This window comes from Paenibacillus sp. P4_A7, from assembly GCF_056402455.1.
In genome coordinates, this window is sequence record NZ_JBFUHJ010000137.1 from 1 (window position 1) to 12,701 (window position 12,701).

Here is a 12,701-nt window from a genome sequence, read left to right on the forward strand (position 1 = left end):
CGCAATGCTCAGGCGCAATGCTCAGGTTGAACTCTTTTAACCGTTGGATAAGTGCCTCATAGAAYTCTTTCGCATCTGTCTCGTATTGAAAGCAGCAAACAAAATCATCTGCATATCGCACCATGAATGCTTTCCCGTGGCTCTGCCCCTTTATCCTTTTCTCAAACCATAGATCGAGTACGTAGTGGAGATAAATGTTAGCGAGCAGTGGTGAAATAATCGATCCCTGCGGGGTTCCTTCYTCCGTTGGCTCCAGGCGCCCCTCTTCCTGTACACCCGCAGCCATGATTAAAAGAAACGTAAGGGAGGCAAAGAGAGTCTCCTTCAAATGAAAAATTTCCAATATAGTTATTGATCAATAAATAACTATTTGATAAGGTGAACTCGAGTTAGTGATTGATCAATAACAAATCAAAGAATGAAATAGACAAAGTTGATCCATGGTATATTGAATGTACAAAAGAAGCCCTCCTTTGAATGGTTGCTCGACACTTCCATTTTACCAAGGAAAGGCTTCTTTTTGTTTTACAATTTTGAAAACAGGGCTGCCCTCAGTCATTTAAATGACTTTTGGGACAGCCCCTTTTGTTTGATTAGTTTCTGCGACTAAAAAAACATGCCCCCGGAAAAAATACGGAGGCAATGCCAGGTGATGCGCGCATTTCTGCCTACCCTTACTATCGTTCCCCTTCGATCGCGGCGTACACTTTGAACGCATACACGCTAGCTTCTTCGCCTTCGGGCGTCCCAAGTATCGTAATCCGCAAGTATCTCGCCATTGCCTCGTTTACGTCGACATAACAAGGACTTGCGGCAACCTGGCCGCTGCTGCTTCTGTCCGCGAACACCTTCCAATGCCTTTGGTCTACGGAGTGCTCGATGAGATAGGAATACGGTTGGCCCGCAAGCCCCATGAACGTCTCGCATCGCTTGACCGGATACGGCCTTCCCAAATCGACCCCCAACCATTGCGGCAACTCGGCTCCGTTCGCGCTCCACTTCGAGAGCGTATTGCCGTCGAACGCGTTGTAGGCTTCCCTCCCGGCCGCCTCGCTTGACGCAACCGAGGCTTTCCACTCCGAAACCAACAGCACTTCGACAGGACGGTATTGGATGTACAACTGATCGAATTTGGCTCTGTTCCAGCCCGAGTTATATCCCACGGCGCCTAGCGCATAGGTCGAATCGACAATGTCGGCAACCAAGCTGCCATCGATATAAGCGAGGATTCTGTTCCGATCGCATGCCAGCCTTAGATGATGCCACTGATCGGCATCGATCGGCCCGCCGGCAAGCTCTTTCGTTTTGGTAAGCAACTTCCACGTACCGTCTTTGTAAATATTCAATCTGTACCCGATCGGGATGTCCGCTTGCGCTTTTTTCTCGTAAGAGCCTCTTGCAATGATACCCGCATAACCGATCCCGTTGAACGCCTGTTCCTCGACGAATACGTTGGATGCGATCTCCCCGTCTTCCCATTCCGTGCCTTGAGCGACGAAGGTGAACGCGCACGCGTCCGGAATCCAATGAATGATGTCGTTGTTCAGCATTTGCCGGACGACTTTTCCTTCGCCCGGCGATTCGCAAATCTCGAACGCTCCGGAATTATCATAGAAGTATTTCGGCGACAGAGGCGCCTGGTTCAGGCTGTAGCTCTCGAAATCGTCGGAGTACACCGCCGGAAATGGAGTGCGGACGGGCACCTCATGCGAGCCCTTCATCTGGCCGGTTGTCGTTGTCAGCGTATAGATGCTGTCCGCATCCAACTCCAACGTAAAAGTCCCGTCGATGGGCGTCACCTCGTACCGCTTCGCCATTTGGTCCGTTCCATCCGATTTCCATACATGCAGTGTACCTACGCTTAGATGGGATAAGTGGAACGTAATGCTCTGCGCCGCATCCCCGTTCACGATTACGATACTATAATGTCCGCTGTCGTCCGGCTTCTTGAAAGTGCAATAGGCGCCGTCGCCCGGCAGCAATCCGCAACCGCCGTCCAGGTACTTCCATCCGGGTTGAACGAATTGATTGAAATGCGCCGCCGCCCATATGGCCGGCCATACTTCATAATAACCCGACCAGGGCTCGGTCGCTTTCATCAGACCGACGTTGCAGAAACACGCATTGTCCGGCATCGAGGCGATCGGGCACCACATGTTGACCTTCACGATCCGTTGCCGGATATAGCAGCGCAATACGCTCTTGGCCATGTACAACGCATTGCTCCACGGCTTGCYGCTTAACGAGAAGTCTTCGCCCGACCATAAGGGAACACCGCAATTCCTGGCATTCGGTCCGGCCAGATCCGAATCATCCTTGGGGCTTCGCATATAGCTGTCCGCATAGTGAACGCTCACGGCGGATAGCGTATCGCGGAATTCGAGATCGTCGATCAAATCGTCGCAGAACGCCCAGCCCGGGTGCCCTCCCTCGAGGGCAACGATGCGGATATGCGACAGTCCATTCCGGTCGAGAGTCGGTCTCAAGTTGTTGACGACCCAGTCCCTGTCGTAGTTTCTCTCGTTCCAGCAACCGCCGATATAGTTCATCTCGAGGCCCCAGCTTTGCGCGCCTTTGATGAACGCGACGATGTAATCCGCATTATCCTGCGTCCACGGCTTGTTGTCGGCGAACCAGCCCGGCATGCACCATTCCAGCGCATCCAATTCGATGGCGGGGTTTCTTCTTCTGGCCTCGCTCATCAGCCAATACTCGTAGCCCCGATTATAATTGGGATGGGACATCTCGTCTCTCGTTCTGGCGAAGCTCGGCTCGGAGCCGCAAGTCGTGTTGCCGTCCCCGCCGATCTCCGTCTTCAAATAAGCGAACGACGCTCCGAATCCCGGCTTGAACAAATAATCCAATATCTCGCTGCGACAGGGCTCCGGGTAATCGATTAGTAAACGGGAAGATCCGCCGGCGCTTACGGCGCCGATCCCGCCGAAGGCAAGTCCTTCCTCGCGGCCGTCAAGCCGAATGGTCAGGCTGGCGCCGGTTCCTGATTGAATCGCTGCAGTCATCTGTCATTCTCCTTTGTCGTTAAATCCCGCTTTGACGTTTACTTGCCCACGACTACCGGTTCCTTGCCGTATACATTGCGAGGAATCGTTTTGCTAATCTTCCATTCAATCTTGCCTGCAGGCGTGTTGGCGTAATCTTTATATTGCTTGTTGAATTCCTCGATCGTCTCGTTGTCGTGACCCCGTACTTTCATTTCGTCTAGGAAATGATCATAAGCCGCATTAAAATCATTGTCCGACTTCGCCATCATCATCTTGGCGAAATATTTAAGCCGAATGTCGTTTTGAATAGGCGTATACTTTTCAATATTTCCGCCGATGATCGGAATTAAGTTGTTCCATACCGGATTCGGCGTAATGAAACCCTGCTCCCAATTGAGTTGTTCGGCTTTGTACATTTCCGCATTCTGAACAGGGAATGGCGGTTCAAGCACCAAGATATGGGTTGAACTTACGCTTGCGATGTTTTTCCACCACCAGAAGCCGATATCCGTGACGTTTTTCATTGGATTCGTTCCACCCCAGAACTTATCGCTCATGAACACATCATCGTGCTGCACGGCTGCGCCATCCTTGACGCTATGAGCTCCAAGGGATTCCGGTCCCCATTCCATGATTCGGTATGCTTCTTCCGTCTGCATCCAATCCAGCGCCTTAAGCAAGAGATCGGGATTGTCGCTTTCGATAGTTACGCCGGTTCCGTTGCCGCCGAAAGGAGAGAGGTAAAGATACGGTGTCGGCTTAATTTCCGGGACTTGCGGCAGCTCCGTCATGCTGTACCATTCTGCCGGGAATCCGTTCTTCTCCAAATCCGCATACGTTGTTGTCGTCGGGAGTTTATTTTCCTGCAATACGAACGGATTCGGAGCACCCCATCCGCCGGTAAATAAGGCCCCGTAGCGCAAGCTATTCAGTTTTTCGTTATAAAGATCGTCCTTATGGTAAGTGGTCTCCGCATCCAAAATGCCTTCTTTGTACATCTTATTGAGCCATTGCCAAGCCTGCTTGAATCCCGGCATCCGATAATCCGGAAGCAATGTCCCGTCCGATTGCTCATTCCATTTCGCCGTGCCGAACATGGCCGTTATCATACTTGCATACGGAAAATTTTGACCGCCAATGGATAAGGGAATGATTTTACGGCCTTTATCGTCCGTCATCCCTTTGATTTTTCCGAGAAAGGTTTCCAGGCCTTCAAGCGTTTTGATCTCATCATTCGTCATTCCTGCGGTTTGAAGAAGATCCTGACGAATCCACAGCCCATCCGCTTTTCCGTTCCATGCCGAAGGTTCTTCCATAATCGCTTCGTATCCGGTCGGAACGAAATAGATATGTCCATCGCTGACTCTCCAGAAATCGATAATTCGTTTGTCTATTTTCGCAAGATTCGGATAATTTACGGGATCCTCAAAGTATTTGTCCAAAGGAATCAGCTTTTCCGCTTTGATTAACCGCGCCCAGATTTCGCTGCTGGCGCTTAAAGTAATCGCATCCGCAAGGCTGCCGCTCGCAAGCTTCAGATTCACCTGCTGCGCGACATCGCTGCCATTGCCGACTTCCACTTTATCCCAGACGATTCCCGACTTCTGCATAATCTCCTTGGTTCCCGGTCCATCCAGATTAATTGGGGTAGTCATCCCGGGATAATAGAGAGAAAAATGCTTGGAGCCTTCCGTGGGTTTGGACTTCGTTTCCGCCGAGGATGTCGCCGGAGAGCTTTGGGCATCCGTTTCTTTGGCGGAGTTCGTATTGTCGCTTCCATTGCCGCTGCATGCAGATAGAATGAGAGAAATGGATATCAAGGACCCGAGAACAACTGATAATACTCGCTTCATGGACTGTCCCCCTATACATAGTTTTACTGCTCGTTGAACATTATGATTAACGGATAAGCCATAATCCCGGTCGGAACCTTCGCAGGGCCCTTGCTGGGAACGAACCAAGGATTAAGCCGGCCGCATCATACCTTTTGACTCTTCATTCCTTAATGGATCCAATCATGACGCCTTTGACGAAAAACTTCTGAACGAAAGGATAAATAAATAAGATAGGCAACGTAGAGAGCATAATGGTGGCCATCTTGACCGATCTTGTCGTAATGGCATTTAGGTTATACATGCCTAGGATATTTTTAGTTTCCATCTGAGTACTATTGATCATGTTAATGGCATTGATATCGCTCATTATTTTCTGAAGATATGTCTGAAGAGGCTGGAGATCAGGGTTGTTTACGTAAAACGCGCCGGTAAACCAGTCGTTCCAATGTCCGACTGCCGTAAAGAGGCTTAAGGATGCCATTAACGGAACGGACAGAGGCAATACGATCGCGAAGAAAATTCTGCTGTATCCGGCGCCATCGATTCTTGCCGATTCGATAATGCTTTCGGAAAGATTGCTTTTAAATGAAGTCTTCATCACGATCATGTTCCAGATATTAAATAGACTTGGAATGATATACACCCAGAAGTTGTTAATCAGCTTCAGGTTTATTAATTGCAGGTAGTATGGAATGAGCCCACCCCCGAAAAGCATCGGAATAAAGAAGATCATCACCAACGTTTTCCTGCCGGGCAGCTCCTTGCGCGACAATCCGTATGCGACCATCGCGGTAACCAGCATCGATCCTGCCGTTCCAATGACGGTGCGCAGCACGGAAATCGTAAAGGCCTTATAAATCGCCGGATCCGTCAGAACGACTACATAGTTGCCGAGCGTAAATTCCCGAGGCCACCAGTAAATGCCCCCCTTGCTCGCATCCATTCCTTCGTTGAAGGAAAGAACGAGAATGTACCAGAACGGATAGATGAACAAGAACGATAAAAGGATGAAAAATACGGATTCAATCCATCGGGTGACTTTTTCTCCTTGGCTTAACCTGATTCTCATAAGTTGACTCCTCGCCTCATTGGATTACCAGATCCCTTCTCCGCCTAACCGTTTCGATGCCGTATTGCAAACAAGTAGCAGAAGGGTAGACAGAATGCCGGTCACCATTCCAATGGCGGTTGTCATCGAATACTGCGCCTGTCCGATGCCGAGCCTCAATACATAGGTATCGATGACTTCGGCAACCCCCATATTTGCAGCGTTGATCATCGGGTAGATCTGATCGATCCCTATGCTCAGCAGGCCTGGGATGGAAAGCACCATCATGATCGATATAATGGGAACCAACGCTGGGAGTGTTACATATCTCATCTGCTTGAATCTCCCCGCTCCGTCCATACTCGCAGCCTCATATAATTCGGGATTGATGGCCGTTATGGCCGCCAGATAAAGGATCGATCCCCATCCCACTTCTTTCCAGATACTRCTGATCAAGAACATAGGCCGGAACCAGGTTTCCGAACCCATAAAAGGGATCGGGTCTATGCCGAAGCTTTGAATGACGGAATTCACTGCGCCGCCCTGTATAGAGAGCAAGGCATCCAGAAAACCGAACACGACCACCCATGAAATGAAGTGAGGCAAGTAACTGATCGACTGTACCGTACGTTTAAACGCCACATTGCGAATTTCATTGATCAGAATGGCCAGGATAATCGGGGCGGGAAAGGTAAAAAGCAGCCTCAACATCGTCAACAAAAAGGTGTTCGCGGTTGCCTCCCAGAAATCGCTGCTGGCCATGAATTCCCGAAAATGATCCAGTCCAATCCAAGGACTGGCCCACATGCTCGTACCCAGATTGTAGTCTTTGAACGCCAATTGCAGACCTAGCATGGGGATGTAGTTAAAGAGAACGACAATAATCACTCCAGGTAAAATAAACAAATACAACGGAATCATGCTTTTCATTCTAACGAAAGAGGTTCTACCGCTTTTAAGCCCCACCGTTTCAGTGCCTGTGCCCACCTGAATACCTCCTGCTCATGCGACGGCCCGGATTTAGAGCCTGATATCGCTTTTTAAAAAAAGCGCTTACAACATCGCTTGTTTTCGACTTCAGTTTCATTATAGTTTTCCTGTTGCAACCCGGGCAATATACGAACCGCATGATTTATTATACGATTTCATCAATTTGGCCGAGAAGCCGATCGTTGCCCTTGACTAGGAATTGCGGAAATCTTTGGGCGATAATCCCGTGTATCGTTTGAAAATATTGCTGAAATAGGCTGGATTCTGATAGCCTACGTGCTCCGAAATTTCGTAGAGCTTGAATTGCGGATCTTTCAGCAGCTCCTTCGCCTTTTCGATCCGAAGCCTGGTCAGGTACTCCGTAAAGGATTGCTTTAATTCGGCCCGAAGGAGGGTCCCGAGATAGCTCGGGCTGAGGTATACTTTTTCGGCAGCATCATGCAGCGAGATATCCTCGCTGTAATGTTCACCGATGTATTCGAGCACGATCTGTATAATCGATCTGTGCCTGCTATTTTTACGTTTGGTTACCTGATCGCAAAATTGGATGAGGATTTTCTTAGTCTCCTGCAGCATCTGAAGAGTTCCGTTGCAGCTAAGCAGACGCTTCCACAGCTCCTTTTCGGAATCGAAATCTTGTCGAAGCGATTCGCCCATCTCGCCGATGATACGGATCGCGCTGCTGACAAGCTCCATGCAGATGCACCCGATCTCCGTTTCGGTGATGGAGTCGGATTCGATTAATTTGCGTATGATCAACTGGAACTTTTCGTCGATACTGCCGCCGTCTCCTTGCTGTAGGCTTGTCAGAATATCCTTGACCGATCTTTCGATCTCGACGCCGGATCCGGGCCATATCTTCTTCTCGCCGATGTCATACCAATAGATGATCTGCCCCGATCCGATCAGCAGTCTCTGGTGTATCGCTCTTTGCGCGAGACGGAAGCTATCCACGATCTCTTGCAGCGACTCGACAGCAGGACCGATGCCGATATTGATTTTGCAGCCCAGCTCGCTCTCTACCTCCGGATGGAATCTCTCCAGTCGTTGTTCAAGAATTCGATTCGGGCTCGACTGGACAGGGAATCGTACAATAAGAATCGTATCGCCGCGGGAGGTATGGACTTCTTCCATAATGTCGCCTAACGCATGTTGGGCTATTTTTCTTATTTTCAAATGTTCGAGTTCCCTATTCTCTTCAATGGCGCTTGGCAATCGTTCGCCGGTGTCTCTGTTAACAATAAGGACGGCATGGGATACGGCCATTTCGAACATTTGCAAGTATCGGGAACGCTTGATAATATCCTCTTCGGTTCCGGCATGCCCATAGATCAACTCGTGCAGAAAATTTTGCCGCGCAAAAGGAAGAAACTCCCTGAGCTTTTCGCGCAGCTGCGAATCCTCCTCTTGTTTTTGCAAATGACTGAAAAAAGAATGTTTAACCTGGTCAAGAACTTCGGCGAGCTGCGAAAAATCAATCGGTTTGACTAGGTAGGCCTCGATGCCGATATCAATCGCGGTCTTGGCATACTCGAATTCCTCATACCCCGATACCATGATGATCCGAAGTTCATGGTTAAGTTCCCGCATGGATCTGCACAGTTCGAGCCCGTCCGCACCAGGCATGCGGATATCCGATATCATCAGATCAGGAGGGGTGTCCGCGGCGAGTTCCAATGCCTGCCGAGCGCTCTCGGCCTCCCCCGTGACGACCATCTCGTACGCGTTCCAGTCGACATGCCTAATAAGCCCGCTTCTCTGGCCTTCCTCATCATCTACAATCAGTACCTTTATCATAAAGAACCCTCACCCTCTCATTGGAATCAGGACTTCCACGGTAGTCCCTGATTCGATGATGCTAGTTATGTTCAAACCATAGTGCTCACCATAATGCTTCTTGAGACGATCGTTGACGTTCCCCAAGCCAAAGCCTCGCCGTTCCTTGCTTCCGTTAGATTCGTTCAGCAGTTCGGCAATCGCTTCGCTAGTCATCCCGCATCCGTCGTCGATCACTTGCAGAGAAAGCGATTCATCCGTTCGTCCGGCTTTAATCGTCAGGCTGCCACGGCCGGATGTGTGCACGAATGCGTGAGTCAGCGTATTTTCTACAATAGGCTGAAGCGTCATCTTAATGATTTCATAGTTCAGGATATCGCTATCTATCTCGTACCGGATCTGTACTTTATTCGGATACCTAATCTGATGTATTTCGAGATAGGCCCGGACGTGCTCAAGCTCGTCTTTGAGTGTCATCATATCCTTGCCGCGGTTTAGGGAAAGCCTGAAAAAACGAGACATGGCATCGATGACCTTGTATATCGCTTCGGATCCGATATCCATGGCCATATATTTCACCAGCGCTAGCGTATTGTACAGAAAATGGGGATTAATCTGCGCCTGCAGCAAACGAAGCTCCTCCTGTTCAGCCCAGGATCGGGTATCGGCTAGATCTTTCACTGTCAGGTCAAGCTGCTTGGACATGGAGTTGAATTCGTTTTCCACGGCGGCCAGTTCATCATTCTCGCGGATATGGACCTGCATCCCGAAGTTCCCGTTACGCACCTCGCGAATGCTTTTTAACAAGCGTTTGAGCCGACCGGTCACATTGATCCCGAAGTGGGTAAGCACGGATAGGGAAAGTACGACGAACAATAAGCTTACGATAATTGCGATATTTCTGATTAATCGAATTTTATGCCATAACTCTTCCTGGCTGACGACCGCAATTAATCTCCAGCCGAGCTTGTTCGTCTGATACACGACAAGACTTTGCTTTCCGTCGATTTTCGTAAACATCCAGCCGTTATTATTGCGATATACGGTATCCAGATAGGGCTTTTCCTCCGCTATAGCCCCCGCCTCCACATTGCGCGAAACGGACAACACTCGTCGGTTTTGGTCCAGCAACATAATCTCGCCGTGTTTGTCCTGCAAGGGGTTCGTGATTTGCCCAAAAACGGTTCTACTGGAAATTTCGAATTTGATAAGGCCATAATTTTTATCTTCCAGATAATCTTTAAGCCAGACGCTGACATGCAGGTTGGGGTCTCCCGGCGTTCGAACGTCGACATACCAATAGAAACTTTGGCCGGGCGAATTCGCCATCGCTTCGTACCATGGCTCCTTGTACGCTCTCTCCAGCTTGAATACGCTTCCAAGGTCTTCGGGCAAGGTGGGGTTATCCTGATAAATACTGATCCTTCTCATCGGGAAATAGGTGCTCACCCTTTCCATCAGAGAATTGATACTTTGAAGGCTGTCCACCATATCCGACGCATCGGTATACTCTTGCGTCAGCGCGGCGGCAAGCCTAGGATCGAAAGAGAGCTGCGCCAAGATATTCTGGTATCCGGTAATCCTGAACTGTACGTTTTCATTCAATTGATTAACCATGCTTACCAAGGAATCGCGGCCTTCATTTTGTGCCAAAGGAAGCGTAGTCGAAAATAAGAGGATCCCCACTGTTAATACCGGAAAAATTAAAAAAACGAAGCATTTGATGAGCAATCTCTGAAGCAGTCCGATGTTTCTCCAGCGCCTATGAATGCCGTGAAATACTCCCGTGGTTGTCACCATATGCTTGTCCAATTGAATCGAAATCATCTCCTTAAGCTTATTAAAGGATGCCTTGATGCCTCTTACCTCGTTGCGAGCGCTTCCATTGACATTGTCTTTTCATCTTATATGAAATTTGTCACAACGGATAGCCATCTGACTTGTACTCCAATTTATTATTTTGCGGGATCGTTTTCTTACTTTTTAGTGGAAATCGATTTTCGTGATATTGCACTACATTCTTGCTGTCATACTTAGCGTTCGATAAGAAAGATAAATAGCCTCGTTTTACTCGGTTATTTATCGGACAATGTTCTTGTCATCCGAAAATCAAAGATAATGAAACTGCCAGTCGCACCGGCAGCTTCGTGAAATCATTCATTTAACAGATTCCGCTATGCGAAGAAGTGTATTCAATGTTACTTTGCTCTCTACTCGAGTATCTACTGAAACACGGTATTGCCAACCGTTTTTTTCAAACACCAGAATGTTGAATCCATACATTGACTTATGGCTTTGAGTAGTAAAGAAAAGTGCTTGATTCCCGTCATTCAGTTTATATTGTGTTATATTTCTTAGTTTTCCATAGTTCAATTTCTGCTCAATTGGTCTTACATCAATATTGTAATGATTCATGCCTTTTTCTTCATGAAGGTATTCTATTTGAAGTTCATCATTAATATTTTCCTTGTCATTTACACATCTACCTAAATGATGAGTAAATGCAATTGGGGGTAATTTAATTGGCATTTTTATTTCTCTATGATGAAGCATTTCACACTTCTTTAATGCATCTCCGACCGATGTGTAGCCATTTTCGAAATAAGGCTCCTCAAATTGAGGAACATCATTTTTTGGTTCAATACCGGATGCATATATAGGGGGTGTGAACAAGTTGCAAATTAGTACATAAATTAAAAGAAGTCGGTTCATGAATATAGCACCATCCAGTTTTAATTTTGGATAGTTTACCCATCGACATATTCGTTTAAACGTACTCATTCCTCCACATCAATCACCTCGTCAAAGGGTTAATCCAATTTATGGTGATCTGGATTTCCACGATGCTCGTTAGTCGTTAGTTGAATAAAAAAACATATTCATCAGCAATCGGATAACTTTCATGGCCTAATTCGGCAATCGGATAACTTTCTTGTCACAAAGTTTTGACAAGAAAGTTATCCGATTAATTAAAAAAGCCGCGCTTTCCGCGGCTATTTATCGGACAATGTTCTTGTCATCCGACAGTTAACTGAGCAAAGGCTGCCGGATCGATCTGCAAGCAGCCTTTGCTTGTCGTTATTAAGGTGGGGGTTTCTTCGGCGGGATTTTCATCGTTCGCTCCCGTAAAGAAGTAAAGGGCAACCGATCGTATTGGTCGGTTGCCTTTGTGTCTTGATTGAACTAACGTTACCCGTTAGCTTAATCCGAGCTTTAAATCGTTCAAGAATTCCCTTGAAAACTGTTCCATTTCTTCATGAATACTAATTGCTTCTGGTAGATAACACTTCCGCTTCCCCAAAATCCTTTCCTCGATTATCTTGATTGTCTCCTCAATAGTTTGCCCTCTTGCAGAACCAGTGCATAATGATTTGACAATAAGAAACGTCTTCCCACCTTCAATTAGGTGTGCATCATGAAGAAGTTTTCCTTCAAAAGTTTCAGGAATCTCGTTTGCATGGGATTCTATGGATACCTCAAGAATCCGTTCAATTCTCTCCTGCCTAATACCGTTATTTATTAAATAATTTTTGATTTCTTGTTCCGCAACATGAATCATGCCATGAAAGTAACACCCGTACTTCACCAATTCCATATCCACCATTTCAGGGGGATAAAGGGCAACCAATTTCTGCGCAGACTTATAAAAGCGTTCTATATGAGAAATGTTGTGCATGATGTCCTTTTCTTTGTAATAAGGATTGACGAATTCAAGTAATGTATCCAAATTCTACACCTCTCTTAACTTACTGAACTACTTCCTAATTCTCCATATGCAGAAAAAAGCCTTTTATATTTTTAATGTTGTGTCCACAACTTTCATATTAAACTGCCCGTTAGCATTCCTGTAGAGCGTTAAATTTCCGCTTTGCAAAAAAACGAGCGCCTCGGTACGATGGAAGTACGCAACGGGTCATAGCCCTAAAAATTCCATCATCCAGGAGGACGCTCTATTATGAAGTTTAAATCGCAAGCGAGACAAAATCAGCTCATTGAAAAAATTACTGCTCAGCATTTAGTTGTCGGGATCGACATTGCCCAGCAGATGCA

General features: G+C 47.4%; 9 protein-coding genes. All 9 read right to left on the reverse strand.

All coding sequences use genetic code 11. The features are described 5' to 3' along the window. Positions 1 to 328, reverse strand: a 328-nt coding sequence (locus AC1DWN_RS17165; protein WP_477560121.1) for a reverse transcriptase domain-containing protein, incomplete at its 3' end; no start/stop codon positions are given. Positions 329 to 677: 349 nt separating this feature from the next. Further along, complete coding sequence (locus tag AC1DWN_RS17170; protein WP_477560122.1) at positions 678 to 3,020, reverse strand: discoidin domain-containing protein; 2,343 nt, start codon at positions 3,018 to 3,020, stop codon at positions 678 to 680. 38 nt (positions 3,021 to 3,058) lie between these two features. Further along, the gene (locus tag AC1DWN_RS17175; RefSeq protein ID WP_477560123.1) at positions 3,059 to 4,855 is read right to left on the reverse strand and encodes an extracellular solute-binding protein; all 1,797 of its coding nucleotides are present in this window, start codon (positions 4,853 to 4,855) and stop codon (positions 3,059 to 3,061) included. Positions 4,856 to 4,997: 142 nt separating this feature from the next. After that, entirely contained in the window at positions 4,998 to 5,906 is a 909-nt protein-coding gene (locus tag AC1DWN_RS17180) for a carbohydrate ABC transporter permease (protein WP_477560124.1), read from the reverse strand. A gap of 24 nt (positions 5,907 to 5,930) precedes the next feature. Beyond that, complete coding sequence (locus tag AC1DWN_RS17185) at positions 5,931 to 6,872, reverse strand: ABC transporter permease (protein ID WP_477560125.1); 942 nt, start codon at positions 6,870 to 6,872, stop codon at positions 5,931 to 5,933. Positions 6,873 to 7,067: 195 nt separating this feature from the next. Beyond that, entirely contained in the window at positions 7,068 to 8,672 is a 1,605-nt protein-coding gene (locus AC1DWN_RS17190) for a response regulator (protein WP_477560126.1), read from the reverse strand. 9 nt (positions 8,673 to 8,681) lie between these two features. Further along, positions 8,682 to 10,451, reverse strand: coding sequence for a cache domain-containing sensor histidine kinase (locus tag AC1DWN_RS17195; protein WP_477560127.1), 1,770 nt, complete (start codon positions 10,449 to 10,451; stop codon positions 8,682 to 8,684). Between the two features lie 357 nt (positions 10,452 to 10,808). After that, positions 10,809 to 11,432 (reverse strand): hypothetical protein, encoded by a 624-nt coding sequence (locus tag AC1DWN_RS17200; RefSeq protein ID WP_477560128.1) that lies wholly within the window; start codon positions 11,430 to 11,432, stop codon positions 10,809 to 10,811. 415 nt (positions 11,433 to 11,847) lie between these two features. Next, positions 11,848 to 12,378: an HD domain-containing protein gene (locus AC1DWN_RS17205; protein WP_477560129.1), complete on the reverse strand. Its 531-nt coding sequence runs from the start codon at positions 12,376 to 12,378 to the stop codon at positions 11,848 to 11,850. Positions 12,379 to 12,701 lie beyond the last annotated feature (323 nt).

Coding starts and splice junctions, on each gene's coding strand:
- AC1DWN_RS17175 (WP_477560123.1), bottom strand. CDS start 4,855: ATGAAGCGAGTATTATCAGTTGTTCTCGGGTCCTTGATATCCATTTCT.
- AC1DWN_RS17180 (WP_477560124.1), bottom strand. CDS start 5,906: ATGAGAATCAGGTTAAGCCAAGGAGAAAAAGTCACCCGATGGATTGAA.
- AC1DWN_RS17190 (WP_477560126.1), bottom strand. CDS start 8,672: ATGATAAAGGTACTGATTGTAGATGATGAGGAAGGCCAGAGAAGCGGG.
- AC1DWN_RS17195 (WP_477560127.1), bottom strand. CDS start 10,451: ATGGTGACAACCACGGGAGTATTTCACGGCATTCATAGGCGCTGGAGA.
- AC1DWN_RS17200 (WP_477560128.1), bottom strand. CDS start 11,432: ATGAGTACGTTTAAACGAATATGTCGATGGGTAAACTATCCAAAATTA.